This is a genomic window from Acidovorax sp. GW823-FHT01C06, assembly GCF_058798375.1.
Genome location: NZ_JBXAKN010000014.1, coordinates 66523 through 92615, shown reverse-complemented (window position 1 = coordinate 92615; position 26093 = coordinate 66523). Strand labels below are relative to the sequence as shown.

22 protein-coding genes are annotated in these 26093 nt (G+C 67.5%); 13 read left to right on the top strand and 9 right to left on the bottom strand.

Translation table 11 applies throughout. The features are described from left to right. Positions 1–147 precede the first annotated feature (147 nt). Positions 148–447, top strand: coding sequence for a hypothetical protein (locus AC1RCS_RS23170; RefSeq protein WP_218294206.1), 300 nt, complete (start codon positions 148–150; stop codon positions 445–447). A gap of 128 nt (positions 448–575) precedes the next feature. On the opposite strand, the gene AC1RCS_RS23165 is transcribed toward AC1RCS_RS23170, so the two are convergent. From AC1RCS_RS23165 to mfd, 3 genes are all read right to left on the bottom strand, one after another. Further along, a complete protein-coding gene (locus AC1RCS_RS23165) occupies positions 576–1556 on the bottom strand; it encodes a Bug family tripartite tricarboxylate transporter substrate binding protein (protein ID WP_492246230.1) in 981 nt (326 codons plus the stop codon). 202 nt (positions 1557–1758) lie between these two features. Next, positions 1759–2436 carry a hypothetical protein gene (locus tag AC1RCS_RS23160; RefSeq protein ID WP_369642226.1) on the bottom strand — a complete coding sequence of 226 codons (678 nt, stop codon included), beginning with the start codon at positions 2434–2436 and terminating at the stop codon, positions 1759–1761. An 81-nt stretch (positions 2437–2517) separates the two neighbouring features. Beyond that, a complete protein-coding gene (gene mfd / locus AC1RCS_RS23155; RefSeq protein WP_492246231.1) occupies positions 2518–5991 on the bottom strand; it encodes a transcription-repair coupling factor in 3474 nt (1157 codons plus the stop codon). A gap of 96 nt (positions 5992–6087) precedes the next feature. On the opposite strand from mfd, the gene AC1RCS_RS23150 reads away from it, so the two are divergent. After that, on the top strand, positions 6088–6993 hold the full coding sequence (locus tag AC1RCS_RS23150) for an IspD/TarI family cytidylyltransferase (protein ID WP_218294210.1): 906 nt from the start codon (positions 6088–6090) through the stop codon (positions 6991–6993). Between the two features lie 61 nt (positions 6994–7054). Beyond that, the gene (ispF, locus tag AC1RCS_RS23145; protein ID WP_492246232.1) at positions 7055–7534 is read left to right on the top strand and encodes a 2-C-methyl-D-erythritol 2,4-cyclodiphosphate synthase; all 480 of its coding nucleotides are present in this window, start codon (positions 7055–7057) and stop codon (positions 7532–7534) included. 153 nt (positions 7535–7687) lie between these two features. Here ispF and AC1RCS_RS23140 read toward each other — a convergent pair whose 3' ends face one another. After that, positions 7688–8602 carry an SPFH domain-containing protein gene (locus AC1RCS_RS23140; RefSeq protein ID WP_492246233.1) on the bottom strand — a complete coding sequence of 305 codons (915 nt, stop codon included), beginning with the start codon at positions 8600–8602 and terminating at the stop codon, positions 7688–7690. 49 nt (positions 8603–8651) lie between these two features. Next, complete coding sequence (locus AC1RCS_RS23135; RefSeq protein ID WP_218294297.1) at positions 8652–9077, bottom strand: NfeD family protein; 426 nt, start codon at positions 9075–9077, stop codon at positions 8652–8654. 144 nt (positions 9078–9221) lie between these two features. On the opposite strand from AC1RCS_RS23135, the gene AC1RCS_RS23130 reads away from it, so the two are divergent. After that, positions 9222–11594, top strand: a complete 2373-nt coding sequence (locus AC1RCS_RS23130) for an arginine/lysine/ornithine decarboxylase (RefSeq protein WP_218294298.1) — start codon at positions 9222–9224, stop codon at positions 11592–11594. 106 nt (positions 11595–11700) lie between these two features. Here AC1RCS_RS23130 and AC1RCS_RS23125 read toward each other — a convergent pair whose 3' ends face one another. Next, a complete protein-coding gene (locus AC1RCS_RS23125) occupies positions 11701–12549 on the bottom strand; it encodes a DNA ligase (RefSeq protein WP_492246234.1) in 849 nt (282 codons plus the stop codon). Between the two features lie 76 nt (positions 12550–12625). Beyond that, positions 12626–13426, bottom strand: a complete 801-nt coding sequence (gene fabI / locus AC1RCS_RS23120) for an enoyl-ACP reductase FabI (protein ID WP_218294300.1) — start codon at positions 13424–13426, stop codon at positions 12626–12628. A gap of 114 nt (positions 13427–13540) precedes the next feature. Here fabI and AC1RCS_RS23115 point away from each other — a divergent pair, with 114 nt between their 5' ends. Genes AC1RCS_RS23115 through AC1RCS_RS23100 form a run of 4 tightly spaced genes read left to right on the top strand, consistent with a single transcriptional unit; the run spans position 13541 to position 19191 of the window. Further along, a complete protein-coding gene (locus tag AC1RCS_RS23115) occupies positions 13541–15349 on the top strand; it encodes an extracellular solute-binding protein (protein ID WP_218294301.1) in 1809 nt (602 codons plus the stop codon). A gap of 42 nt (positions 15350–15391) precedes the next feature. Continuing rightward, complete coding sequence (locus tag AC1RCS_RS23110) at positions 15392–16423, top strand: microcin C ABC transporter permease YejB (protein ID WP_218294302.1); 1032 nt, start codon at positions 15392–15394, stop codon at positions 16421–16423. Between the two features lie 48 nt (positions 16424–16471). Continuing rightward, positions 16472–17518, top strand: a complete 1047-nt coding sequence (locus AC1RCS_RS23105) for an ABC transporter permease (protein ID WP_218294303.1) — start codon at positions 16472–16474, stop codon at positions 17516–17518. Then, entirely contained in the window at positions 17515–19191 is a 1677-nt protein-coding gene (locus AC1RCS_RS23100; protein WP_492246235.1) for an ABC transporter ATP-binding protein, read from the top strand. The genes AC1RCS_RS23105 and AC1RCS_RS23100 overlap by 4 nt, the downstream gene beginning before the upstream one ends. A gap of 180 nt (positions 19192–19371) precedes the next feature. Here AC1RCS_RS23100 and AC1RCS_RS23095 read toward each other — a convergent pair whose 3' ends face one another. Next, a complete protein-coding gene (locus AC1RCS_RS23095) occupies positions 19372–19968 on the bottom strand; it encodes a lipocalin family protein (protein WP_492246236.1) in 597 nt (198 codons plus the stop codon). A gap of 290 nt (positions 19969–20258) precedes the next feature. On the opposite strand from AC1RCS_RS23095, the gene AC1RCS_RS23090 reads away from it, so the two are divergent. The 3 genes from AC1RCS_RS23090 (at position 20259) to AC1RCS_RS23080 (ending at position 22969) form a co-directional block, all read left to right on the top strand. Beyond that, positions 20259–20816 carry a DUF1003 domain-containing protein gene (locus AC1RCS_RS23090; RefSeq protein WP_492246237.1) on the top strand — a complete coding sequence of 186 codons (558 nt, stop codon included), beginning with the start codon at positions 20259–20261 and terminating at the stop codon, positions 20814–20816. Between the two features lie 190 nt (positions 20817–21006). Next, a complete protein-coding gene (locus tag AC1RCS_RS23085; RefSeq protein WP_492246238.1) occupies positions 21007–21588 on the top strand; it encodes a hypothetical protein in 582 nt (193 codons plus the stop codon). Positions 21589–21802: 214 nt separating this feature from the next. Further along, positions 21803–22969, top strand: coding sequence for a DUF4382 domain-containing protein (locus AC1RCS_RS23080; RefSeq protein WP_492246239.1), 1167 nt, complete (start codon positions 21803–21805; stop codon positions 22967–22969). 102 nt (positions 22970–23071) lie between these two features. On the opposite strand, the gene AC1RCS_RS23075 is transcribed toward AC1RCS_RS23080, so the two are convergent. Then, positions 23072–23998 (bottom strand): LysR family transcriptional regulator, encoded by a 927-nt coding sequence (locus AC1RCS_RS23075; protein ID WP_369643891.1) that lies wholly within the window; start codon positions 23996–23998, stop codon positions 23072–23074. Positions 23999–24110: 112 nt separating this feature from the next. Here AC1RCS_RS23075 and AC1RCS_RS23070 point away from each other — a divergent pair, with 112 nt between their 5' ends. Continuing rightward, positions 24111–25124 carry a tripartite tricarboxylate transporter substrate binding protein gene (locus AC1RCS_RS23070; RefSeq protein WP_492246240.1) on the top strand — a complete coding sequence of 338 codons (1014 nt, stop codon included), beginning with the start codon at positions 24111–24113 and terminating at the stop codon, positions 25122–25124. 25 nt (positions 25125–25149) lie between these two features. Continuing rightward, positions 25150–26055, top strand: a complete 906-nt coding sequence (locus tag AC1RCS_RS23065) for an alpha/beta fold hydrolase (RefSeq protein ID WP_492246241.1) — start codon at positions 25150–25152, stop codon at positions 26053–26055. The last annotated feature ends 38 nt before the right edge of the window (positions 26056–26093 follow it).

The window sequence follows — 26093 nt, the reverse complement described above, 5'->3', positions numbered from 1 at the left end:
TTCTCGCCGAAGCAGCGGGCGGATGCCGTTGCCCCGCCACGCTCACACGGTGTGGCGCTGGCGCCTTGATTCACCGGCCCGGAGTGGGGCCTTTGCCGGCGATGCCCGGCGCTACGATGGCAGCCCCTGCAAGCACGGAGCATTCCGATGTTCAGTTTCCTGGTCGATATTGTTGTTGGCTTTTTCGAGTTCGTGGTCGACGTGCTGCTGTTCCGGTCCCAGCGCGACAGGCGCGGAAGCCGGGAGCGCAGCGTGGCCGAGGACACGCTGGCGGTGGCGCACTTCGACTTCGTGACGCTGGTGCTGATCTCGCTGGTGAGTGCGGGCCTGATGCTGCTGCTGGCCTTCGCAGTCGGTGTCCCGGTGGGCTGGAGCGTGGCCATCGGCCTGGCCGTGGGCGTGGCCTGGGGGCTGTGGCGCTATGCCCGGTTGCTGCGCGAGCCCTGACCGCCCCACCGCGCTGACGGGGTTGCCGAAGCCCGGCAGGCCCGCAGAGTGCCAGATCCATGGGAGTGGGTAGATTCTTCGGGGATGGTGCAGGCCTTTCGGGGAGGGAGGTCCGCCAGGGCGGCGGCCTACTGCGGCACCAGCCCCGCCGCCTTCACCAGCTCGGCATGGATCCTGATCTCCTGCGTGATCGCGTCCTTGAGCTGCTGGCTGGTGCCCGGCGCCACTTCCATGCCGCTGGCGGCCAGTTTGGCCTTGGTGTCAGGGTCGGCCAGGGCGGCGTGGGCGGCGCGCTGCAGCCGGTCGATGACGGGCTGGGGCGTCTTGGCCGGTGCCAGCAGGCCCACCCAGGCCGAGAGGTTCATCTCCGGCGCGCCCGCTTCGGCCATGGTGGGCGTCTGCGGCAGGGTGGCGGTGCGCTGCGAAGCCATCAGGCCCAGCGCATGCAGCTTGCCCGACTGGATGTGCGGCAGCGCCTCGGGCAGCACCGCGAACAGCATGTCGACCGTGCCGGCCAGGGCGTCGTTGATGGCCGGGGCGCCGCCCTTGTAGGGCACGTGCAGCAGGTCGGTTTTGGTGCGGGTGGTGAACATCAGCCCCGCCAGGTGCTGCGGGCTGCCGTCGCCCGACGAGGCGTAGGTCAGCTTGCCCGGCGCGGCCTTGGCGGCGGCCAGCACGGCGGCCACGGTGGGGAATTTCTGCTTGTCCTTGACCACCAGCACCATGGGCTGGTTCACGAACTTGGTGACGGGCACGAAGTCGGCTTCGGGGTCGTAGGGCAGGGTCTTGAAGATGCTCTTGTTGGTGGTGAGGAAGGACGCCGGCGAGACCATCAGCGTGTAGCCATCGGGCGCGGCGCGCGAGACCAGCGGCGTGCCGATCTGCCCGGATGCGCCGGCCTTGTTGTCCACCACGAAGGGCTGGCCCAGCTCGGCCGCCATCTTCTGCGTGACCACGCGCGCGATCATGTCGGCGCTGCCGCCCGCGGGAAGCGCCACGATGACCTTGACGGGGCGGTCGGGGTAGGTGCCCTGGGCCCAGGCAGAGGCTGCGCAATACAGCGAAAGAACGGTACAGGCCAGGACCGGGGCAAGACGTCGAAATTGCATGGAACAGCTCCCAAGGGTGGACGGACAGCACGCCAGGCGAGCCCCCGCGGGCGCGGGTGGGCATTGCCTTTTCGCAGGTATACCGCGTGTTCCGTTCTCAAGCAATTCCTGCACCAGACCTCCCTGCACGCCAGGAAGAGGCCCCTCGAAGCGCCCGTTTGCTCTTTTTTTGATAGCTGCTTGCGCTGAATGAAAAAGCGCTTCAGCCCTTTTTCTGATGCAGGTACAGATCGTCCGACCAGGTGGCCAGCCATTCGGGCTTGAACGCCACGAACACCGCGCACAGCATGCCGGTGACCACCGCGTCGCCCCAGGCCATCAGCCAGCGCGCCACGAGCGAGAGCTGGTCGCCCACACCGGGCAGCGTGTGGCCGCTCCATTGCGACAGGGTGCCCGCCACGAACAGGCACAGCGCAGTGCCCAGAAACCCCCGGCCCAGCACATAGACGAAGGCGCGCACGCCCGCGAGCGATCGGGCCCCCGCCAGGCGGCGCAGCGCCACGCCCAGCAGCAGCGCCAGCGTGGCGGGCACCACGCCCTGCCACACGGCGATGCCCAGCGCATCCCATCCGCCCAGGCCGGGCGAGACCCACGCAGCGATGGCGCCCACCGCCAGCAGCGTCGGCACGGCCAGCGGCCAACCCAGCATGAGCAGTACCAGGCACGCGCCCGACCACTGCAGTTGCAGCGGCATCTGGTGCAGCGTGGGCAGGGCCCAGACCCAGGGCAGCAGGACGAGCGTGGCCAGCAGCGGCGTCCACAGCGGGGCGGGGGCGCCGTGCCCTGCCTCATGCGCCAGGGGCTTTCGGCTGGCCAGCAGCCGCCAGGGCCGGGCGGCCAGCGCGGCAACCAGGGCGATCAGGGCCAGGGCGGCGTCCATTTCTAAATTACTATTGTTTTGATAGCTTCTGGCGCTTGATGGATAAGCGCTGGAGGCCCATTCGAATCATGTCTGCACGCGCTAGGCCACCACCGGCTGCCCCAGCGAGCGCAGGATGTCCCGCACCATCTGCGCGCGGTCCTTGGGGTCCTTGAGCTCGCGCTCGATGCGCAGCTTCTCGTTGCCCGCCAGCTTGATGTGCTTGTTCTTCTGGATCAGCTCGATGATGCGCATCGGGTCGATGGGCGGCTGGGGCTTGAAGGTGATGTGGATCACACCCGGGGCGGCATCGACCTTCACCACGCCGTAGGGCTGGCTCAGCACGCGCAGGCGGTGCACGTCGATCAGGGTCTGGGCCTGCGGCGGCAGCTTGCCGAAGCGGTCCACGATCTCTTCGAGCAGGCCGTCGATCTGGTCGGGGTTCTTGGCGGTGGCCAGCTTCTTGTAGAACGACAGGCGCAGGTGCACGTCGCCGCAGTAGTCGTCGGGCAGCAGGGCGGGGGCGTGCAGGTTGATGTCGGTGGTCACGCTCAGCGGGCTGAGCAGGTCCGGCTCCTTGCCGGCCTTGAGCGCCTTGACGGCTTCGTTCAGCATCTCGTTGTACAGCTGGAAACCCACCTCCAGCATGTTGCCGCTCTGGTTCTCGCCCAGCACCTCGCCCGCGCCGCGGATCTCCAGGTCGTGCATGGCCAGGTAGAAGCCGCTGCCCAGTTCCTCCATCTGCTGGATGGCGTCCAGGCGCTGCGCGGCGTGCTTGGTCAGGCCCTCGGTGTCGGGCACCATGAGGTAGGCATACGCCTGGTGGTGGCTGCGGCCCACGCGGCCGCGCAGCTGGTGCAGCTGCGCCAGGCCGAACTTGTCGGCGCGGCTCATGATGATGGTGTTGGCCGTGGGGACGTCGATCCCGGTCTCGATGATGGTCGAGCACAAGAGGATGTTGTAGCGCTGGGCCACGAAGTCGCGCATCACGCGTTCGAGCTCGCGCTCGGGCATCTGGCCGTGGGCCACGGCGATGCGGGCTTCGGGCAGTATCTCTTCGAGCTTCTGGCGGCGGTTCTCGATGGTCTCCACCTCGTTGTGCAGGAAGTAGACCTGCCCGCCGCGCTTCAATTCGCGCAGCACCGCCTCGCGGATCACGCCCGTGCCCTCGTTGCGCACAAAGGTCTTGATCGCCAGGCGCCGCTGCGGCGCGGTGGCGATGACCGACAGGTCGCGCAGGCCTTCGAGCGCCATGCCCAGCGTGCGCGGTATGGGTGTGGCCGTCAGCGTCAGCACGTCCACCTCGGCGCGCAGGGCCTTCATCTGCTCCTTGTGGCGCACGCCGAAGCGGTGCTCCTCGTCGATGATCAAGAGGCCCAGGTTGTGGAACTTGGTGGATTCGGAGAGCAGCTTGTGCGTGCCCACCACGATGTCCACCGTGCCATCGCCGATGCCCTTGATGGCCGCGGTGATCTCCTTGCCCGAGCGAAAGCGCGACACCTCGGCCACCTTCACCGGCCACTTGGAAAAGCGATCCACCAGCGTCTGGTAGTGCTGCTCGGCCAAGAGCGTGGTGGGCGCCAGGAAGGCTACCTGCTTGCCGCCCGTGACGGCGACGAAGGCCGCGCGCAGGGCGACCTCGGTCTTGCCAAAACCCACGTCGCCGCAGACCAGGCGGTCCATGGGGCGGGGGCTGATCATGTCCTGGATCACCGCGTGGATGGCGGCGTTCTGGTCGGCCGTCTCCTCGAAGCCGAAGTCGTTGGCGAAGGTCTCGTAGTCCTGCGGGCTGTAGCGGAAGGCATGGCCTTCGCGCGCGGCGCGGCGGGCGTAGATGTTGAGCAGCTCGGCCGCGCTGTCGCGCACCTGCTCGGCGGCCTTGCGCTTGGCCTTTTCCCACTGGCCGCTGCCGAGCTTGTGCAGCGGCGCCTCGTCGGCGCTCACGCCGGTGTAGCGGCTGATCAGTTGCAATTGGCTCACGGGCACGTAGAGCACGGCCTTGTCGGCGTATTCCAGGTGCAGGAACTCCTGCATGGCGGGCGTGCCGTCGGGGTTCTTGTTGCCCACGTCCATGTTGACCAGGCCGCGGTAGCGGCCGATGCCGTGCGCGCTGTGTACCACGGGGTCGCCCACGTTGAGCTCGGCCAGGTCCTTGATCAGCGCCTCGACGTCGCTCACCTGCTCCTGCTTCTTGCGCCGGCGCGTGGTGGGGCCGGCGGCAAACAGCTCGGTCTCGGTGACGAAGTCGATGCCGTCCTCGACCCAGCTGAAGCCCACCGTGAGGCCTGCGGTGGCAATGCCCACCTTTTCGTCGGCCGTGCCCTGGAACTCGGCCAGCGAGTCGAAGGCCGGCGGGTTCACCCCGCTGGCGCGCAGAAAGTCGAGCAGGCTCTCGCGCCGGCCGGCGCTTTCGGCCAGCAGCAGCACGCGGTGTTGCGTGTTGCGGATGTGCGCGTGCAGGCGGGCCAGCGGGTCCTCGGCACCGCGCACCACCGACAGGTCGCCGAGCTTGTGGAAGTGCGGGTTGTCATCCACGTCCTCCACGCCGGGGCGGATGGACAGCTGCGCATGCTCCTTGGCGCGCGTGTAGAACTGGTCGGCCGAGAGGAACAGCTCCTCGGGCGGCAGCACCGGGCGCTCGGGATCGCCCTGCACCAGTCGGAAGCGGTCTTTCGTGTCCTGCCAGAAGCGCTGGAAGGCGGGCTCCAAGTCGCCGTGCAGCACCACGGTGGCCTCGCCGCCCAGGTAGTCGAACACCGTGGCCGTCTCGTCGAAGAACAGCGGCAGGTAGTACTCGATGCCGGCCGTGGCCACGCCCGCGCCCATGTCCTTGTAGATGCGGCTCTTGGTCGGGTCGCCCTCGAGCATCTCGCGCCAGCGGCTGCGGAACTTGGCGCGCGCCTCATCGTCCATGGGGAACTCGCGGCCGGGCAAGAGGCGCACCTCGGGCACGGGGTACAGGCTGCGCTGGCTGTCGGGGTCGAAGGTGCGGATGCTGTCGATCTCATCGTCGAACAGGTCCACCCGGTACGGCACCAGCGAGCCCATGGGGAACAGGTCGATCAGCCCGCCGCGCACCGCGTACTCGCCCGGGCTCACCACCTGCGAGACGTGGCTGTAGCCCGCCAGCGTGAGCTGGGCCTTGAACTTTGCCTCGTCGAGCTTTTGCTTGACCTTGAAATGGAAGGTGTAGCCCGCCAGGAAGGACGGCGGCGCCAGGCGGTACAGCGCCGTGGTGGCGGGCACCAGCACCACGTCGGCCCCGGTGTCCTTGTCCTTCTGGCTGATGCGCCAGAGGGTGGCCAGCCGCTCGCTGATCAGGTCCTGGTGCGGCGAGAAGGTGTCGTAGGGCAGCGTCTCCCAGTCCGGGAACAGCGCGCAGCGCAGCGTGGGCGCGAAGAACGCCATTTCCTCGATGAGGCGCTGCGCATCGGTGGCATCGGCCGTGACGATGGCGGTGGTGCGGCCGGCGGCCTTGTCGCGCTCGGCCAGGCGGGCCAGCAGCAGCGAATCGGCGCTGCCCACGGGGCGGGGCAGGGTGAAGCGTTTTCCGGGGGAGAGTTTGGGCAGTTCCATGCGCGCTGTGTCGTCTGGGCCCACGGCATCCCCTGGCGCACAAAACGCACGCAGGCCGCACGGGTGGGCAACCGGAGATTCTAGAATGGGCGGGCCATGACTGCTGTGCTGTTGCCAACACCCCTCGTTCCCTTGTCCGCCCACGGACGTTTCTGGGCGCTGGTGCCCTGCGCGGGAACGGGGTCGCGCGCCGTGGCGGCCCCGCCTGCGGCAATGGTGCCGGCCCCGGGCCTGTCTGCCGGGTCCACGCTGGGGGTCTTTTCCGCGTCCGAGGCGGCGGCACCACCCGTCGCTGCGTTGCCCAAGCAATACCACCTGGTGGCGGGGCATCCCATGGTGCTGCACACGCTGGCGGCCTTTGCCGGGGTGGGCCGGCTGCTGGGCACGCTGGTGGCCGTGGCGCCGGGCGACCGTTTCCTGGATGCGCATGCGCACCCGGCGTACTTCGCGGTCGAATGCGGCGGCCCCACGCGCGCCGATACGGTGCTGGGCGGCCTGCGGGCGCTGCTCGCGCGGGGCGCGCAGCGGGATGACTGGGTGCTGGTGCACGATGCGGCGCGCTGCCTGGTCACCACGGCGCAGATCGACCACCTGATCGATGTGTGCGCGCAGGACAGCGTGGGCGGCCTGCTCGCACACCAGCTGGCCGACACGCTCAAGACCTCGATCGACGGCCCCGGGGGCGTGCGCGTGGCCTCCACCGTGGACCGCAGCAACAAGTGGCTGGCGCAGACGCCGCAGATGTTCCGCATAGGCCCCCTGATGGACGCGCTCGACAAGGTGGGATCGAACGTGACCGACGAGGCCAGCGCCATGGAAGCCATGGGCCTGCACCCGCGCCTGGTGCCCGGCGGCGCGCAGAACTTCAAGGTCACCTACCCCGACGATTTCGCGCTGGCCGAGGCCGTGCTGGCGCAGCGCGGCCATGGCACCACGCTGGCCCGCTTTGGTGGCGAACGCGGGCAGGGGGCGACCGAGACGGGGCGCAAGACGATTTTCTGAGCCTGCCCGCGCAAGGGCAGGAGGACCATGAGCCCCTGGCGGGCAGAAGGCGAACGAACGGATGAACTTCAGGATTGGAGAAGGCTGGGATGTGCACGCACTGGTGCCCGGGCGGCCGCTGGTGATTGGCGGGGTGACCATCGAGCACACCCTGGGCCTGCTGGGCCATTCCGATGCCGACGTGCTGCTGCACGCCATTACCGATGCGATCCTGGGGGCCGCGGGCCTGGGGGACATCGGCCGCCATTTTCCCGATACCGATGCGCAGTTCCGGGGCGCCGATTCGGCCGTGCTGCTGGCCGAGGCCGCGCGCCGCGTGCGCGCCGCGGGCTACGCCATCGGCAATGTGGACAGCACGGTGGTGGCCCAGGCGCCTCGCCTGGCGGCCCACATTCCCGGCATGTGCCAGTGCATTGCGAAGGCCCTGGGGGTCGACTCCGGCCAGGTCAACGTGAAAGCCAAGACCGCCGAGCGCCTGGGGCCCGTGGGGCAAAGCCTGGCGATGGAGGCACGGGCCATTGCACTGTTGTACGCCGTGTGATCTGAGCAAGCGCCTGCAGGGGGCAGCAGGCAAGCAATCACGCGCTTTCAGGCGCACTGCGTGTCAGCCGCTGCCCTGCAGGTGCGGCCCGCTTCTTCTCATGTCAGGCCAATGCGGAGAATTCCGTTCCTCAAGACCAGGGACAAGTGCCGCTCAGTTCACCTTCTGAGCCTGAACCATCTTCATTGCCGAGCCAATCAGTGCCGACACCTCGGTCATGTTGCTGGGCACGATGAGCGTGGTGTTCGAGTCCGCAGCCACCTGGCTGTATGCCTCCACCGCCTTTTCCGCGACCTTGAGCTGGACGGCTTGCTCGCCACCCGGCTGGCGGATGGCCGATGCCACGCGTTCGATGGCCTGGGCATTGGCTTCGGCCACGGCCTTGATGGATTCGGCCTCGCCCTGGGCCTTGTTGATGACGGCCTGCTTTTCGCCCTCGGATCGCGCGATGAAGGCCTCGCGCTCGCCGGTGGCGATGTTGATCTGCTCCTGGCGGCGGCCTTCGGAGGCGGCGATGAGGGCGCGCTTTTCACGCTCGGCCGTGATCTGGGCCTGCATGGCGTGCAGGATTTCCTTCGGGGGGGTCAGGTCCTTGATTTCGTAGCGCAGCACCTTCACGCCCCAGTTCAACGCGGCTTCGTCGATGGCTTGCACGACCTGGGCGTTGATGATGTCGCGCTCTTCAAAGGTCTTGTCCAGTTCCAGCTTGCCGATGACCGATCGCAGCGAGGTCTGCGCCAGCTGCGTCACCGCCATGATGTAGTTGCTGGAGCCATAGCTTGCCCGCATGGGGTCGGTGACCTGGAAGTAGAGGATGCCGTCCACCTGCAGCTGGGTGTTGTCGCGCGTGATGCAGATCTGGCTGGGAACGTCGAGCGGGATTTCCTTCAGGCTGTGCTTGTAGGCGACCTTGTCGACAAAGGGCACCAGGAAGTTCAGTCCCGGTGTGAGGGTGCCAGCATATTTGCCCAGGCGTTCCTTGACCCAGGCGTTCTGCTGGGGGACGACCTTGACCGAGCGCGCGATGAAGATCACGGCAATGACGAGAATGACGATGGCAATTTCCATGAAGGACCTCTCTTTTCTTTTCTGGGAGTGAAGCGTTGGCGGCCGCTACCTACAGCGGATCGACCAGCAGGCGGTTGCCCACCAGTTCGGCCACGCGGTGCATGCCCGTGGAGGGCGTGACGCCCGGGCGGTGAATGGCTGTCCAGGTGGCGCCGCGGTATTTCACCGTGGTGGTTCCGTCCGGGTTCCAGCCTTCGATGAGGATGGTCTCGCCAACGTCCATGTTCACGCTGCGGTCGGCGCGGGCGGACGGGTCTCCGGGACGTTTTTTCTTGAGGTAGTACCAGCCCACCACCGCCCCACCGCCCACGATGGCGGCGGCAACGATCTGCACCGTGACCGGCAGGCCCAGGTGCGCGGCCAGGGCGGCTGCCACCAGGCCCACCGCCACCATGAGCAGATAGAAAGTGCCCGTGAGCAATTCCGCGACGACCACAGCGCCCGCGGCCAGCCACCAGATGGTGGATTCCTCCATAGCCGACTCCTCGTTGTTTGTGTTTAGTGCACCACATTCTGGGTCAAAAGCATGGCAGTTCAAAGGCGCGTCAACGTTATTCCTTACACTTCGCGCCTATTTCGTTTTTTGGCCGGGCAGGGCACGGTTGCACGGAGGCTGCGCATGAAGTTTCGCTTTCCCATCATCATCATCGATGAAGACTATCGTTCCGAGAACACTTCGGGCCTCGGTATCCGCGCGCTGGCGCAGGCCATCGAGTCCGAGGGTTTCGAGGTTGTGGGGGTCACCAGCTACGGCGATCTGTCGCAGTTCGCGCAGCAGCAAAGCCGTGCCAGCGCCTTCATCCTGTCCATCGACGATGAAGAATTCACCGTGGGCGAGGGGCTCGACCCCATCGTGCTGAGCCTGCGCAACTTCATCGGCGAGGTGCGGCGCAAGAATACCGAGGTGCCGATCTACGTGCACGGCGAGACCAAGACCAGCCGCCACCTGCCCAACGACATCCTGCGCGAGCTGCACGGCTTCATCCATATGTTCGAGGACACGCCCGAGTTCGTGGCGCGCCACATCATCCGCGAAGCCAAGAGCTACCTGGAGAGCGTGCAGCCGCCGTTCTTCAAGGCGCTGCTGGACTACGCCGAAGACGGCTCGTACAGCTGGCACTGCCCCGGCCATTCGGGCGGCGTGGCGTTCCTGAAAAGCCCTGTGGGCCAGATGTACCACCAGTTCTACGGCGAGAACATGCTGCGCGCCGATGTCTGCAACGCGGTGGAAGAGCTCGGGCAGCTGCTGGACCACAACGGCGCCATCGGCGAGAGCGAGCGCAATGCCGCGCGCATCTTCAATGCCGACCACTGCTTCTTCGTGACCAACGGCACCAGCACGTCCAACAAGATGGTGTGGCACCACACGGTGGCCCCGGGCGACGTGGTGGTGGTGGACCGCAATTGCCACAAGTCCATCCTGCACAGCATCATCATGACCGGGGCCATCCCCGTGTTCATGAAGCCCACGCGCAACCACTTCGGCATCATCGGGCCCATCCCGCAAAGCGAGTTCGAGCCCAAGGCCATCGAGGCCAAGATCAAGTCCAATCCGCTGCTCAAGGGCGTGGATGCCAAGAAGGTCAAGCCGCGCGTGCTCACGCTCACTCAGTCCACCTACGACGGCGTGCTGTACAACACCGAGACCATCAAGGGCATGCTCGACGGCTATGTGGACAACCTGCACTTCGACGAGGCCTGGCTGCCGCACGCGGCCTTCCACCCGTTCTATGGCAGCTACCATGCCATGGGCAAGAAGCGCACGCGCCCCAAGTATTCGGTGACCTACGCCACGCAGTCCATCCACAAGCTGCTGGCGGGCATCAGCCAGGCCAGCCATGTGCTGGTGCAGGATTCGCAGACCACGAAACTCGACAGGCACCTCTTCAATGAGGCCTACCTGATGCACACCAGCACCAGCCCGCAGTACAGCATCATCGCCAGCTGCGACGTGGCCGCCGCGATGATGGAGCCGCCCGGCGGCACGGCCCTGGTGGAAGAAAGCCTGCTCGAAGCGCTGGACTTCCGCCGCGCCATGCGCCAGGTGGAAGATGACTTCGGCAAGAACGACTGGTGGTTCAAGGTCTGGGGGCCGGACAAGCTCGTGGACGAAGGGCTGGGCCGGGCCGAGGACTGGATCATCCGCAGCGATGGTAAGGGCAAGAAGAACGGCAGCAAGTGGCACGGTTTCGGCCAGCTGGCCGACGGCTTCAACATGCTGGACCCGATCAAGTCCACCATCGTCACGCCGGGCCTGAACCTGGACGGCAAGTTCGACAAGACCGGGATTCCCGCGTCCATCGTGACCAAGTACCTTGCCGAGCACGGCGTGGTGGTGGAGAAGACCGGCCTGTACAGCTTCTTCATCATGTTCACCATCGGCATCACCAAGGGCCGCTGGAACACGCTGCTCACGGCGCTGCAGCAGTTCAAGGACGACTACGAGAAGAACCAGCCCATGTGGCGCATCCTTCCCGAGTTCTGCCAGCAGCACAAGCGCTACGAGCGCATGGGCCTCAAGGACCTGTGCCAGCACGTGCACGAGATGTATGCCAAGTACGACATCGCGCGCCTGACGACTGAGATGTACCTGTCGGACCTCACGCCCGCCATGAAGCCCTCGGACGCGTACGCGCACATCGCGCACCGCCAGACCGAGCGGGTGGAGATCGACCACCTGGAAGGCCGCATCACCGTGGGCCTGGTCACGCCGTACCCGCCGGGCATTCCGCTCTTGATCCCCGGCGAGGTGTTCAACAAGAAGATCGTGGACTACCTCAAGTTCGCCCGCGAATTCGCCAAGCTGTGCCCGGGCTTCGAGACCGACATCCACGGCCTGGTGGAGGTGGAGGACGAGAACGGCCAGGTGCGGTACTACGCCGATTGCGTGGCCGATGCGAACAAGGCCCCCGGCAAGAACCCCAAGCCGCTGGCCACCGCCAAGAACCTGGTGCAGGTGGGGGACGACGGCCCTTACGGGCGCATTGTCTGAAGGCCCGCGCGGACTCTTGGTTAGGGCATAAAGATGGCAGGAGCGCTTGAATGACAAGCGCTCATTGCTATATTTTTAATAGCAAATGCGCGCAAGACGTGCCTGCTCAGCGCGCGGGCATGTCCTCGCGTACGCGCACGAAGCTGGCAAACCGGGGCAGCCCGCCCCCGTGCGTGCCGCGATAGCGGTAGGTCACCCAGCTGCCCACCGGCGGTGGATGGCTGCGGTCGGCTTCGGTGAATCCTGCGCCCAGCCGGAAGCGCTGGCCCGAAGGCATCTCCACCAGCAGCGCGCCCATGCGCCCGGCATGACGGCCCTTGCCGGGCAGGTGGGCGACCACGCGGGCCTCGGTGTCTTCGTGGGTCTTGACCTTGACCAGATCGTCGCTGCGTCCTGACCGGTACAGCGAGGCGCCCCGGTGCAGCATCAGGCCTTCGCCCCCCGCACGCACCGTGCGCTGCAGCAGCGACTGCAGGGCGGCGTCGCTGGCCACGCGCTGTTGCGGCACGGCCTGCACCCAGGGCTGGCCGATGCCCGCGACCAGGGCGTTGAGCGCGGCGAGCCGTTCATCGAATGTGCCGCCGTGCCGGGGCAGGTCGAACACCATGAGCCGCATCTGGCGCCAGGCGGCGTCATCGGGCTGCTGCTGCCGCGCGGTGGACTGCGCCTGGCTGAATCGGCCACGCCCGGCCCACAGTTCACCGTCCATGGGGGTATCAGGCCACCCGGCGGTGAACCAGGCCGGGGCGGCAATCGTCTCGCCGCCGCGTGTGCGCAAGATCTGGCCGTCCCAGTAGCCGCGCACACCGTCGTATTTTTCGCTGACCCAGTAGTCCGCCAACGGCATGCCAGGCCGGTACACATTGGCCAGCAGCAGCGCGGGTGCATCCGCCGCACGGGCGTGGGGCAGGGCCGTGGCCCACGCCAGCCATGCCAGGCAGCTTCTGCGGCGCATATGCTATTGAATGTGTAGCGGCTTGCGCTTTGTCATCAAGCGCTGGCGCGAATTCTGGTTCGTATTTCCTGGCGGGTCAGACCTGGTCGGCGCTCAGCCCGGCCGTCTGGCTGAAGCCTCCGTCCACGTAGGTGATTTCGGCGGTCATGCCCGAAGCCAGGTCGGACAGCAGGAACGCCGCCACATTGCCCACGTCTTCGATCGTCACATTGCGGCGCAGCGGCGAGGCGTCGGCCACGCGGCTGAGCAGCTTGCCGAAGTCCTTGATGCCGCTGGCGGCCAGCGTCTTGATGGGGCCGGCGCTGATGCCGTTAGCGCGGATGGCGCGGCCGTCCTCGGTGCGGCCCACGGCTTCGGCCAGGTAGCGCACGGAGGCTTCCAGGCTGGCCTTGGCCAGGCCCATGGTGTTGTAGTTGGGAATGGTGCGCAGCGCGCCCAGGTAGCTCAATGTGAGCAGCGACGACTTGTCGTTCAGGTAGGGCAGGGCGGCCTTGGCCATGGCCGGGAAGCTGTAGGCGCTGATGTCGTGGGCGATGCGGAAGCCCTCGCGCGAGAGGCCCTCGAGGAAGTTGCCGGCGATCGCCTCGCGGGGGGCGAAGCCGATGCTGTGCACGAAACCGTCGAACTTGGGCCACACCTGGGCCAGGTCCGCGAACATGCGCTCGATCTGCTCGTCGCTGCCCACGTCGCAGTCAAAGATCAGCTTGGAGTCGAACTCGGCGGCAAAGTCGGTGATGCGGTCCTTGAAGCGGTCGCCCACGTAGCTGAAGGCCAGCTCGGCGCCCTGCGCGTGGCAGGCCTTGGCGATGCCGTAGGCGATGGAACGGTTGGACAGCACACCTGTGATGAGCAGCTTCTTGCCGGTCAGAAAACCCATTGTTGTTCTCCTGTGGAATGCGGAAATTGGCGTGGGCCGTGGCGCCCTGGCGGCCTGCGGGGGAATCTCCACAGCCTGCGCGGCGGCACCTTCGGCGTAGTGCAGAATTGTCGCATGCGGTTCTGGCTGACTTTTCTGCTGATGGGGTGTGCCGTCCCGGCGTGGGCCGCGCATGGGTACGCGCTGTGGGGCGACCTCAAGTACCCGGCGGGTTTTGCGCATTTCGACTATGTGAACCCCGCGGCCCCCAAGGGCGGCGAGCTGCGCATGGTGAGCAACCTGCGCTATTCCACGTTCGACAAGTACAACCCGTTCACCATGAAGGGCTCGGTGCCCGCGTACCTGAGCGACCTGTTGTTCGAGACCTTGCTGACCGGCTCCATGGACGAGACGGCCTCTGCCTATGGCCTGCTGGCCGAGGATGTGCAGGTGGCCGACGACCGGTTGAGCGCCACGTTCCGCCTGCGCCCCGAGGCGCGCTTTCACAACGGCGATCCCGTCGAGGCCGCGGACGTCAAGTACAGCTACGACACGCTGATCGGCCCCTACGCGTCGCCCAGCTACGCCACGCTGCTGCAGGAGGTGGCGGGCGTCGACGTGCTGGACACGCGCACCGTGCGTTTTCGATTCAAGCAGCCCAACCGCGAACTGCCGTTGACCGCCGGGGGCATCCCGGTCTTCAGCCGCGCCTGGGGGCGCCAGCCCGATGGCAAGGCCAAGCGCTTTGACGAGATCGTGACCGACATTCCCATTGGCAGCGGCCCCTACCGCATCGGGCCGATGAAGTTCGGCCGCGACATCACCTACGAGCGCGATCCCCAGTACTGGGGCCGCAACCTCAACGTCAACCGCGGCGCCTTCAATTTCGACCGCATCACGGTCAAGATCTACAAGGACAACACCGCGCGGCTGGAGGCCATGAAGGCCGGCGAGTTCGATTTCATGACCATCTATTCGGCGGGCGACTGGGCCCGCCGCATCGATGGCAAGCTCTTCAAGCAGGGCGTGCTGGTCAAGAAGGACATGGCGCACAGGCTGCCCGCGGGGTTCCAGAGCTACGTGCTCAACACGCGCCGCCCCATCCTCCAGGACGTCCGCGTGCGCGAGGCGCTGGGCCTGGCCATCGACTACGAGTGGATGAACCGCCAGATGTTCTATGGCGGCTACCCGCGCGTGAAGGACCTGTTCGGAAACACCAGCTGCGAAGCCACGGGTACGCCGGGGCCTGAGGAGCTGGCCCTGCTGGAGCCCTGGCGCGGCAAGGTGCCCGACGCCGTGTTCGGCCCCATGTACACGCCGCCCGTGACGGAGGGAGATGGCCATTCGCTGCGCGACAACCTGCGCCGCGCCCGCCAGCTGCTGGCCGATGCGGGGTGGACGTACCGCGACGGCGCCCTGCGCAACGCCAAGGGCGATCCCATGGAGATCGAATACCTGGACAGCAAGGAAGCGGGGGCCCGGACCGTCACCCCCTGGATGCGCAATCTGGAAAAGCTCGGCATCACGCTGCGGTTCTCGTCGGTGGACTTTGCGCTGTACCTGCAGCGCATGGACAAGTTCGACTACGACATGGTCAGCCTGAACTACCCCGGCACCTACAACCCGGGGCAGGCCATGAAGGAGCTGTTCGGCAGCAAGGGGGCCGATGTGGAAGGCTCCAGCAACCACGCGGGCGTGAAGAGCCCTGCGGTGGATGCCCTGGTGACGGCGCTGACCCGTGCGCGCAGCCAGTCGGAGATGCTGCCCGCCTGCCGCGCGCTGGACCGCGTGATCATGCACAGCCACTACCTCATACCGCAGTGGACGCTGGCCTCGCACCGCGTGGTGTACAACCAGCAGCGCCTGGCCTACAAGGAGCCGATGCCGCCCTATGCCAAGGCGGAGGAATGGCTCATGTACTCATGGTGGAGCCTCAAGCCATGACCCCGAAGCCGCCGCAGCCCTGAGAGTCACCCTTTCCATCCCATGCTCGCCTACATCGCCAAACGCCTGCTGCTGATGCTGCCCACCCTGCTGGGGGTGCTGCTCGTGACTTTCGCGGTGATCCAGTTCGTGCCGGGGGGGCCGGTGGAGCAGTACCTGGCCGAAGCGCGCACGGCCGCGGGCAAGAGCGGCGTGGAATCGGGCGGCATGGCCTACCGGGGCGACCAGGGCGTGGACCCCAAGCGGCTTGCGCAGATCAAGGCGCTGTACGGCTTCGACAAGCCCGCGCACGAGCGTTTCCTGCAGATGCTGGGGCAGTTTGCGCGCTTCGACCTGGGCCAGAGCTTTTTCCAGAACAAGGCCGTCTGGGATCTGGTGAAGGAAAAGCTCCCCGTCTCCATCAGTCTGGGCCTGTGGACCTTCTTCATCAGCTACCTGGTGGCCGTGCCGCTGGGTGTGGCCAAGGCGGTGCGGGCAGGCTCGCGGTTCGACCTCGTGACCACGCTGATCATCCTCGTGGGCTATGCCATTCCGGGCTTCGTGCTGGGCGTGGCGCTGCTGGTGATCTTTGGCGGGCAGCTGCAGTGGTTCCCGCTCAGGGGCCTGACCTCGGCCAACTGGGACGAGCTTTCCTGGGGCGCGCGCATCGTGGACTACCTGTGGCACATCACGCTGCCCGTCACGGCCATGGTGCTGGGCAGCTTCGCGGTGACGGCCATGCTCACCAAGAACGCGTTCCTGGAAGAGATTCGCAAGCAGTACGTCCTCACGGCCCGCGCCAAGGGCCTGTCGGAGCGGCAGGTGCTGTGGAAGCACGTGTTTCGCAACGCGCTCATCCCCATCATCACCGGGTTTCCGGCCGCGTTCGTCGGTGCGTTCTTCACGGGCTCGCTCCTGATCGAGACACTGTTCTCCCTCGACGGGCTGGGCCTGCTCAGCTACGACAGCGTCATCCGCCGCGACTACCCCGTGGTGCTGGGCACGCTGTACCTGTTCACGCTGATCGGCCTGGTGACCAAGCTGGTCAGCGACCTGTGCTACGTGTGGGTGGACCCCCGCGTGAAGTTTGACTAGCCCGCCAGCCCGCCCAGCCAGCTTGAACCAAACGAACAGCCAGCCCTGATGAGCCCTGCCTCTCCATCGCCTTCGCTCTCTCCCGCGCGCCGCGCGTGGCTGCGCTTTCGGCGCAACCGCCTGGGCTACTGGAGCCTGTTGATCTTCAGTGCCCTGGTGCTGCTGAGCCTGTGCGCCGAACTGGTCAGCAACGACAGGCCGCTCATCGTGCGCTACGAGGGGCACACCTACTTTCCGATGCTCAAGGACTACCCCGAGACCACGTTCGGCGGAGACTTCGAGACCCCCACCGACTACCTGGACCCCTTCATCAAGAACCGGCTGAGCCAGGGCAGCAACTGGGCGCTGTACACCCTCAATCCGTACGGGCCCAACACGCTCAACTACTTCGCCAAGTCGCCCAACCCGTCGGCGCCCACCGGCGACAACTGGCTGGGCACCGACGACCGGGGGCGTGACCTGCTGGCCCAGCTGCTCTACGGCTTTCGCGTGAGCGTGCTGTTCGGCCTGGCGCTCACGGTGACGGGCGTGCTGCTGGGCGTGGTCACGGGGGCGATCCAGGGGTTCTTTGGGGGCAAGACCGATCTGGCGTTCCAGCGCTTCATGGAAATCTGGGGCTCCATGCCCGAGCTGTACCTGCTCATCATCTTCAGCGCCGTGTTCGCCCCGAGCATCTCGCTGCTGCTCATCCTTCTCTCCCTGTTTGGCTGGATGGGCCTGTCGGACTACGTGCGCGCCGAGTTCCTGCGCAACCGCCAGCTCGACTACGTGAAGGCGGCGCGGGCCCTGGGCGTGGGCAATGCGCAGATCATCTGGCGCCACATCCTGCCCAACAGCCTCACCCCGGTGGTGACCTTCCTGCCGTTTCGCATGAGCGCGGCCATCCTCGCGCTCACTTCGCTTGACTTCCTGGGCCTGGGCGTGCCGCCCGGCACGCCGTCGCTGGGCGAGCTGCTGAGCCAGGGCAAGAACAGCATCGACGCGTGGTGGATTTCCTTGTCCACCTTCGCCGTGCTGGTCACCACCTTGCTGCTGCTGACCTTCATGGGCGATGCGCTGCGGGACGCCCTCGACCCCCGAAAGGCCGATCAATGATGGCCCCCACGCCTGGCACCGGCATGTCCTCGCTGCCCCCCGGGGGCGCTCCCGCCGCTCCGCTGCTCGACGTGCGGGATCTGCACGTGCGCTTCGGCGCCAAGGAAGTGGTGCGCGGGGCCAGCTTCACCATCGCAGCCGGCGAAAAACTCGCGCTGGTGGGCGAGTCCGGCTCCGGCAAGACCATCACCGCGCTCAGCCTGCTGCGGCTGGCGGGCAATGCCGCCATCACCGGCCAGGCCATGCTGCGGGGGCAGCGCGATCTGCTGGCGCTCACGGAGCGCGAGATGCGGGGCGTGCGCGGCGGCGAGATCGCCATGGTCTTCCAGGAGCCGATGACCGCGCTCAACCCGCTGATGACCATTGGCACGCAGATCGCCGAGATCCTGCAGCTCAAGAAAGGCCTGATGGGCGAGCAATGCGCGCAGGCCGCCGTTGCGCTGCTGGCCAAGACCGGCATTCCCGAGCCCGCGCGCCGCGCCAACAGCTTTCCCCACCAGCTCTCGGGCGGCCAGCGCCAGCGCGCCATGATCGCCATGGCCCTGGCCAGCGAGCCGCAGCTGCTGCTGGCCGACGAACCCACCACCGCGCTCGACGTCACGCTGCGCGGCCAGATCCTGGACCTGCTGTCCGATCTGCAGCGGCAGAACGGCATGGCGGTGCTGCTGATCACGCACGACCTCAACCTGGTGCGCCGCTTCGCGGACCGCGTGGCCGTGATGGAGCAGGGCGTGCTGGTGGAGCAGGGGCCCGTGGCCGAGGTGTTCGGCGCGCCGCAGCATGCCTACACCCGCCGCCTGATCGCCAGCCAGCCGCGCCGTGACGTGGCACCCGCCGATTCCCCCGCGGGCACGCCGCCGGTGGTCCAGACGCGGGACCTGCGCGTGGTGTACCCCACGCCGCTCCCCGGCCTGCGGGGATGGTTCCAGAAAGGCGAGTTCGTGGCCGTGCAGGCCGCCACGCTCGCGCTGCCGCCCGGAGAGACGCTGGGCGTGGTGGGCGAATCCGGGTCGGGCAAATCCACGCTGGCGCAGGCCATCCTGGGCCTGCTGCCCTGCACCGGCCAGCTGAAGGTCGGCGGGCAGGCGTGGCAGCAGCCCGCCACGCGCAACACGCCCGCCAACCAGCAGCTGCGCCGCCGCGTGCAGGTGGTGTTCCAGGACCCGTTCTCGTCGCTCTCTCCGCGCCTGACGGTCGAAGAGATCGTGGGCGAGGGCCTCAAGGTGCATGAGCCCGCGCTGGGCGTGGCCCAGCGGCGCGCCCGGGTCGAGGCCGCGCTGGCCGAGGTGGGCCTGGCCGAGGCCCAGTACCCGCGGCTGCTTGAGCGCTACCCGCATGAATTCTCCGGTGGGCAGCGCCAGCGCCTGGCCATCGCGCGCGCCCTCATCGTGCAACCGCAGGTGCTCGTGCTCGACGAGCCCACCAGCGCGCTCGACGTCACCATCCAGCAGCAGGTGCTGGGCCTGCTGCAGCGCCTGCAGAAAGAAAAGGGCCTGAGCTACCTGCTCATCACCCACGACGTGGACGTGATCCGGGCCATGGCGCACCAGGTGCTGGTGATGAAGGATGGCTCCGTGCTGGAAAGCGGCAGCGTGGACGAGGTGCTGGACGCACCCCGGCACCCCTACACCCAGCGCCTGGTGGCCGCCGCCACCGTGCCCGGGGCGGACTAGTTTCTGGCCGAAATGGCCGCTGGCGCTTGTGGTGAAAGCGCGGAGCGCTATTTAATTGGTAGCAAAAAGAGGCTTTATGCCGGTTGGGTGCGGCGCACCACATCGCATCGCGGTGCTTCGCCGCGGCACGGTGCTGGCATCCGGCGCCCGGGCTCCACGCCTGCAGCGCCTGGCCTTGCCTCAGGTCATCACTGCGCGCCTGGCGTGCTGTTCACTGGCGGGCGGCGCCCACAGGATGCGGCCCACGTCGATGCCCATGGACTGCGCACGCTCGATCAGGTGTTCGCGCACATGCCAGGGCAGGGTGGGGGTGCGCGACAGGATCCACAGGTAGTCCTTGCTGGAGCCCACCACCATGGCCCACTGGTAGTTCTCATCCAGCGCCACCACGTTGTAGCCGCCGTAGAACGGCCCGAAGAACGACACCTTCAACGCCGCGCGCGTGGGCGCATTGACGAAGCTTGCCGTGCCCTCGGCCTCCTTCCATTCCTTGCGCACCGGGTCGTATCCCCGGTTCACCACCTTCACGGTGTCGTCGGGGTTGCGGCTGTAGGTGGCGCTGGTCTGGGTGAGGCCGCGCTCGAACGAGTGGTCGATGCGCGCCACCTCGTGCCAGTGGCCGGTGTAGCGGTCCACATCGAAGCCGGTCACGGCCTGGATGCCTTCGGGCGTGCGTGGCGTGGAGCAGGCCGTGAGCGCCAGCAGCGCCATCAGTGCGGTGGCTCCGATCACCAGGGACCAGGGGGAGTGGCGGCGAGGCATGGCGTGGATGCGCATGAGATTGCTCCTGCGGTGGCGGCTTTCGAGGGTGCCTTGCAGGGCTTTGTGGGCATGCGCTGCGCGGCGGTTGTCTGTGCATTCGACTGTAGGCACGGCGGCTGCCCCGGCGTGTAGGCGCAGGCTGGCAGCGCCTGTCGGCGCGGCGCAGGGGTTGTGTGCGGGGCTCAACGCCCGGTAGCGCGGCGTTGACGGACCGGCGGCAGTCGTCCAGGCGTAGAGTGGGGCCAGGCGCCTTCTGCCTGTTTGCTGCCTGTTGGCGAATGCGCCCCGATCGGAGAGGAACACCCATGACCGCCCACCCCCACCCTGCGCACAACGCCCCACCCCTGGAAGACGGCCCGCCCCGGGTGGACCCCTTGCGCTTTCACCGGCACCATGAGCACCTGGCCCCTACCTTCGGCACGGACCGGTTTGCGTTGCAGGCCGAGGCCTTTGCGCGGTTCTTTGGCACGCCGCTGTTTCTCGGTGCGCAGACGCTGATCGTGGCGGCGTGGATCTTGATCAACGTGCTGGGTGCCGCCAGGTTCGATCCCTATCCGTTCATCCTGCTCAACCTTGCGTTCAGCCTGCAGGCGGCCTACGCCGCGCCGCTCATCCTGCTCGCCCAGACGCGGCAGGCCGCGCGCGACAAGCACCACGCCGACGCGGATGCGCAGCACCGCGAGGCGCTGGCCATCGCCAGCGAACAACGCCAAGCCATTGCCGCGCAGAATGCCGCGCAGGTGCTGGAGCTGCTGCAGCAAAACACCTTGTTGACCGAACAGACGCGCCAGCTCACGCTGCGCGTCGAAGCACTGACTGTGGAGATCCACCAGCGATTTGTCACGCAGGCCGCGCGGCCTTGACGGGATGGATCCACGAACGACTTCCCGCCATCCACGCGGGCCCGGGCCATGCCCTCCTGCTCCTTGCCCACCACACCGCGGAATGTCCATGCCCCCACCATCCCCGCCATCTCCTTCGTCCCCTCCGTCCCCGCCATCTCCTTCGTCCCCTCCGTCCCCGCCATCTCCTTCGTCCCCTCCGTCCCCGCTGGTGGCTTCATCGCCGTCGCCCCAGGGGGGTGATGCGGACGTCGATATCGCGTCGCTGTACCGCCGGGTCCATGGCCTTGCCGTGCCAGGGCAGCTGGCCACCGCCCTGCACATGGGGGCGGAGCACACCGTGGTGGCGACGGGGCTGGATCCTCAGCTGCCCTCCGTCGTGCTGACCCTGGCGCTGGGCAGCCAGAAGACGGCGCGCGATTTTTTCCGCGGGGCGCTTCCCACCCCCTTCGAGCTGGAGACCGCCATTGCGCGGGTGGAGGACGAGGTCTACGCCGCCCATGTCCGCCATCGCCCCTGGGTGCCGCAGGGTGCGGTGGTCGCGCCTTGTTCCGCAGACCCGGCGCTGCACGAGATCGCCACCCTGGCGGGCATTGCGCCAGGGCCGCGGCGCATGCTCACTCTCGATGCCCTGGAGCATGTGTTCAACCGGCTTGTCTCCGTATCCCAGGGGCGTCCGGCTTCGCAGGAGGGGTTGCCCGCCCGCGCTGCATTCGCGGCCACCCTGCTGGTGCTGCGCGAGCTGATGCACCACATGCCGTTCGGGTCGCTCACGCTGATGGACGGTGCCTGAGGGGCCGGGGGCCGATGGGTGGCCCAACGCTGGACGGTGCGGGCATGTGGTGGAAAGCGGCGCGGAGAGCGTGCGCCGCTCGTCGCCAAGTCTGGGTGTTGTCCTACAGACACGCGCCGGGATGCCTCTAAGGTTGTTTGTGTGAATTTTTCACATTCTTCGGGATGCTCCCCTGGTCCCGCAGCCGCCAACATCTCACCAAAGAGGCCACCCCATGAAAACACATCCTTGTCTGCGCACCGTCCTGTGTGCACTGTCCATCGCCAGCCTTGCCGCCTGCGGGGGCGGTGGTGGAGGTGGAGGTGGCGAAACCAGCGGAAATGGCACGTTGCGCTTGGCGATGACGGATGCCCCCAGCTGCGGCTATTCCGCCGTGAATGTCACGGTCGAGAAAGTGCGCGTCCACCAGAGCAGCAATGCCTCGGACAACGATGCGGGCTGGTCCGAGATCGTGCTGAACCCGGCACGCCGGGTGGACCTGCTGACGCTGACGAACGGTGTGCTCATGGAGCTGGGGCAGGTGCCGCTGCCCGCGGGAAAGTACACGCAGTTGCGGCTCGTGCTGGCCAGCAACACAGGGGCCCAGCCGCTGGCCAATTCGGTGGTCCCCACCGGCGCATCGGAAGTCGCGCTGAAAACGCCGAGCGGGCAGCAATCGGGCGTCAAGACGAATGTGAATATCGACGTGGGCGCCAATCAGATGGCCGACTTCGTTCTGGACTTCGATGCCTGCAAGTCGGTGGTGGCCGCTGGCGCCTCGGGCCAGTATCTTCTCAAACCCGTGGTGTCGGTGATCCCGCGCTTCGTTTCCGGTGTGCAGGGCTATGTGGAACCCGGCACGGGCACCAGCGTCTCCCTGCAGTTCAACGGTGAGCTGGTGCGCGCCACCACCCCCGACAGCGCGGGCAGGTTCCTGCTCCAGCCGGTGGCTCCGGGCAACTACACGCTGGTCGTCGTGGGTGCGGGGCGCACCACCACGGTGGTCACGGGGGTACCGGTGGCCGCCGAGACAGTGACTTCTGTGGGCGCGGGCGCCGCGCCTTTGAGCCTGCCGCCATCTCCGGTCGCGACGGTGAAGGGCACCGCCCCGGTGGACACCATGGTGCGGGTGCTCCAGCCCTTGTCGGTGGGGGGCACGATCGAAGTGGCCGGCCGGGGCGTTGACGGGGTGACAGGGGCCTACGGCTTCACGGTGCCTACCCTCGCGCCGCGGGTCGCCCCCTATGCCGCACCGGGCACCAGCCTGGTGTTTGCCGCGGACTCCGCGGCGACGGGGCGCTACGCTGTTCAGGCCCGCCTGGGTGGTTTTGCCGACAAGACGCAGGCACTGCCTGTCCTGACGGAGGGTGCCGTGCAAACCACGGATTTCACCTTCCCCTGACACCGCGGGCGGAGGGCACCGCCCCGCCTGCGATGAATGGCAGCGGGGCGGCCTTTCAGGACGGGGGGCGCGTCTCGGCGCCTGTCGGCCAGGGCGGTGATGTCAGGGCTCTCCGGCCGGCCGCGCCACGAGGTCCTTCCGGTCGCCGGAAAACCAGGCCGCCAGGAAATCCGCCAGCGCCCGCGTCTTGGCCGACAGGTCGCTGCGGGTGGGGTACACCAGCGTCACGTCCGCCGCGGGCAAGGCCCAGGCGGGCAGAACGCGCCGCAGGCGGCCAGCGGCCAGGTGGGCTGCCACGTCCCACTCGGAGCGCATCAGCACGCCGTGGCCTTCCAGGGCCCAGGTGGTGGCGGCCGCGCCATCGTTGGTGCTGAGCATGCCGCGCACCTTCACCGTTTCCTGCCGCCCGCCCTGGTGCAGGTGCCAGGTGCCATAGGTTTCATCGCTTTCGCGGATCACGATGCACAGGTGGGCCAGCAGGTCGGCGGGCTGGGCGGGCTCGCCCGCGTGGGCCAGGTAGGCCGGCGACGCGCACAGCACGCGCCGGTTGGCCATCAGCCTGCGGGCCGTGAGGCGCGAGTCGGGCAGGTCGCCAAAGCGCACGGCGGCATCCAGGCCCTGTTCCACCAGGTTCACGGGCCGGTCGGTCAGGTGCAGTTGCACCTCCACTTCGGGGTAGGCGCGCGAGAAGGCCGACAGGGCCGGCGCGATGTGAACGCGGCCAAAGCCCAGCGTGGCCGCCAGCTTGATGAGCCCGCGCGGCGAGCTGCGCGCGCCGGCCACCGTGCGCTCCAGCGCCTCCAGGTCGCCCAGGATGCGGGCACCATCCAGCAGGTAGGTCTCGCCCTCGGGCGTGAGGTGGATGCGCCGCGTGGTGCGGTGCAGAAGGCGCACGCCCAGCCGGTGCTCCAGCTGGGCCAGGCGCCGGCTGACCGCGGGCGGGGTGATGCCCATCTGCTGCGCGGCGGCGGCCAGGCTGCCTTCCTTCATGAGCAAGGCAAAGAAGCGCAGGTCCGAAAAGCCGTCCATGGGTACCTCATTCATGCGTTGAATTTATGAATGAAATGATTTTGACGGTATTTATGGCGTTGAACATCACTCATAAGATCCAGCCACAACAAATACCCTCAGGAGACAACCCATGACCGATTCCACCCTCCCGACACCGTCCCTGTTTCCCCGCCGGCTGGCTGTGGCGGCAACGGCCGCCGCCACGCTGGCACTGCTGTCGCCCGCTGCGGCCCTGGCCCAGCCAGCGGCTTATCCCAACAAGGCCATCAAGCTCGTGGTTCCCTATGCGCCGGGCGGCAGCGCCGACATCGCCGCGCGGCTCATCACCGATGAATGGGGCAAGGCGCTGGGCGGCTCGCTGTTCATCGAGAACAAGGGCGGCGCGGGCGGCAACATCGGCGTGGACATGGTGGCCAAGGCCGCACCGGACGGCTACACCATCGGCCTGCAGACCGTCTCGCTGGCCATCAACCCCAGCCTCTCGGCCAAGATGCCCTACGACACCCTGAAGGATCTGGCGCCCATCGGCATGGTGGCCAGTTCGCAGCATGTGCTGGTGGTCAACAACGCCTTGCCCGCCAAGAACATCAAGGAACTGGTGGCGCTGCTCAAGGCGCAGCCGGGCAAGTACTCGTATGGCTCGGCCGGCGCGGGCAGCACCTTCCACATGTCGGCCGAGTTGTTCAAGGCCGTGGCGGGCACGCCCATCGTGCACATACCCTACCGCGGCGGCGGCCCGGCCATGATCGACACCATGTCGGGCCAGGTGGCGCTGAGCTTTCCGGTGCTGTCGGCCGCGCAGCCGCACGTGCAGGCGGGCAAGCTCAGGGCGCTGGGCGTCACCGGTACCAAGCGCTCGGCGCTCATGCCCGACGTGCCCACCATTGCCGAGGCGGGCCTGCCTGGCTACGCGTTTGAAACCTGGTTCATCGTGTTCGCGCCGGCCGGCACGCCCAAGCCGGTCGTCGACAAACTCAACACCACCCTGAACCAGGCGCTCAACACCCCGGCGCTCAAGGAGCGCATGGCCAAGGACGGTTTCGACCCCATTCCATCGACGCCCGAGCAGGCCCGCGCACGGCTCGAAAAAGAGATGCCGCAGTGGGCCAAATTGATCAGGGAGCGGGGCATCACCGCCGAATAGGCACTGCCGCAATTTCAACGACACCATGACCACGACGACCCCGCTTTTCCCCGGCTTCACCCCCCACCGTGTGCCCACGCCCGACGGCCAGCACATCCACGCGCTGGTGGGCGGCACGGGCCCGGCCCTGCTGCTGCTGCACGGCCACCCGCAGACCTCGGCCATCTGGCACAAGGTGGCGCCGGTGCTGGCCCGGCACTTCACGCTGGTGCTGGCGGATTTGCGGGGCTATGGCGATTCCGCAAAACCTGCTGGGGATGCCGAGCATGCCCTCTACAGCAAGCGCACCATGGCCGCCGACATGCTGGCCGTGATGCAGCACCTGGGCCACCCACGCTTCACCGTGCTGGCCCACGACCGGGGCGCCCGCGTGGCGCACCGCCTGGCGGCCGACCACCCGGCCGCCGTGTTGCGCATGGTGCTGCTGGACATCGCCCCCACGCTGGCCATGTACGAACAGACCAGCAACGCCTTTGCGCGTGCCTACTGGCACTGGTTCTTTTTGATCCAGCCCGCGCCGCTGCCCGAGCGCCTGATCGAGGCCGACCCCGCCGCCTATGTGCGCGACGTGATGGGCCGGCGCAGCGCCGGCCTGGCCCCGTTCGACCCGCGGGCCCTGGCCGAGTACGTGCGCTGCCTGGGCCTGCCCGGTACGGCCCACGGCATCTGCGAGGACTACCGCGCCGCCGCCGGCATCGACCTGGTGCATGACCGCGCCGATCGCGACGCGGGCCGCCAGCTGGCCGTGCCGCTGCTGGCCCTGTGGGGCGCGCAGGGCGTGGTGCACCAGTGCTTCGAGCCGCTAAAGGAGTGGCAGCGCGTGGCGGCCGATGTGCGCGGCCATGCGCTGCCCTGCGGCCACTACATCGCCGAAGAGGCCCCCGATGCGCTGCTCGACGCGGCGCTGCCTTTCCTGCTGGCCGGACGATAGTCCGCACGCGCATCCGCAGACCCACACCCACACTCACA

What these genes read in the sequence shown, in the direction of transcription:
- AC1RCS_RS23170 (WP_218294206.1), top strand. Translation starts at nt 148, where the DNA reads ATGTTCAGTTTCCTGGTCGATATTGTTGTTGGCTTTTTCGAGTTCGTG.
- AC1RCS_RS23165 (WP_492246230.1), bottom strand. Translation starts at nt 1,556, where the DNA reads ATGCAATTTCGACGTCTTGCCCCGGTCCTGGCCTGTACCGTTCTTTCG.
- AC1RCS_RS23160 (WP_369642226.1), bottom strand. Translation starts at nt 2,436, where the DNA reads ATGGACGCCGCCCTGGCCCTGATCGCCCTGGTTGCCGCGCTGGCCGCC.
- mfd (WP_492246231.1), bottom strand. Translation starts at nt 5,991, where the DNA reads ATGGAACTGCCCAAACTCTCCCCCGGAAAACGCTTCACCCTGCCCCGC.
- AC1RCS_RS23150 (WP_218294210.1), top strand. Translation starts at nt 6,088, where the DNA reads ATGACTGCTGTGCTGTTGCCAACACCCCTCGTTCCCTTGTCCGCCCAC.
- ispF (WP_492246232.1), top strand. Translation starts at nt 7,055, where the DNA reads ATGAACTTCAGGATTGGAGAAGGCTGGGATGTGCACGCACTGGTGCCC.
- AC1RCS_RS23140 (WP_492246233.1), bottom strand. Translation starts at nt 8,602, where the DNA reads ATGGAAATTGCCATCGTCATTCTCGTCATTGCCGTGATCTTCATCGCG.
- AC1RCS_RS23135 (WP_218294297.1), bottom strand. Translation starts at nt 9,077, where the DNA reads ATGGAGGAATCCACCATCTGGTGGCTGGCCGCGGGCGCTGTGGTCGTC.
- AC1RCS_RS23130 (WP_218294298.1), top strand. Translation starts at nt 9,222, where the DNA reads ATGAAGTTTCGCTTTCCCATCATCATCATCGATGAAGACTATCGTTCC.
- AC1RCS_RS23125 (WP_492246234.1), bottom strand. Translation starts at nt 12,549, where the DNA reads ATGCGCCGCAGAAGCTGCCTGGCATGGCTGGCGTGGGCCACGGCCCTG.
- fabI (WP_218294300.1), bottom strand. Translation starts at nt 13,426, where the DNA reads ATGGGTTTTCTGACCGGCAAGAAGCTGCTCATCACAGGTGTGCTGTCC.
- AC1RCS_RS23115 (WP_218294301.1), top strand. Translation starts at nt 13,541, where the DNA reads ATGCGGTTCTGGCTGACTTTTCTGCTGATGGGGTGTGCCGTCCCGGCG.
- AC1RCS_RS23110 (WP_218294302.1), top strand. Translation starts at nt 15,392, where the DNA reads ATGCTCGCCTACATCGCCAAACGCCTGCTGCTGATGCTGCCCACCCTG.
- AC1RCS_RS23105 (WP_218294303.1), top strand. Translation starts at nt 16,472, where the DNA reads ATGAGCCCTGCCTCTCCATCGCCTTCGCTCTCTCCCGCGCGCCGCGCG.
- AC1RCS_RS23100 (WP_492246235.1), top strand. Translation starts at nt 17,515, where the DNA reads ATGATGGCCCCCACGCCTGGCACCGGCATGTCCTCGCTGCCCCCCGGG.
- AC1RCS_RS23095 (WP_492246236.1), bottom strand. Translation starts at nt 19,968, where the DNA reads ATGCGCATCCACGCCATGCCTCGCCGCCACTCCCCCTGGTCCCTGGTG.
- AC1RCS_RS23090 (WP_492246237.1), top strand. Translation starts at nt 20,259, where the DNA reads ATGACCGCCCACCCCCACCCTGCGCACAACGCCCCACCCCTGGAAGAC.
- AC1RCS_RS23080 (WP_492246239.1), top strand. Translation starts at nt 21,803, where the DNA reads ATGAAAACACATCCTTGTCTGCGCACCGTCCTGTGTGCACTGTCCATC.
- AC1RCS_RS23075 (WP_369643891.1), bottom strand. Translation starts at nt 23,998, where the DNA reads ATGGACGGCTTTTCGGACCTGCGCTTCTTTGCCTTGCTCATGAAGGAA.
- AC1RCS_RS23070 (WP_492246240.1), top strand. Translation starts at nt 24,111, where the DNA reads ATGACCGATTCCACCCTCCCGACACCGTCCCTGTTTCCCCGCCGGCTG.
- AC1RCS_RS23065 (WP_492246241.1), top strand. Translation starts at nt 25,150, where the DNA reads ATGACCACGACGACCCCGCTTTTCCCCGGCTTCACCCCCCACCGTGTG.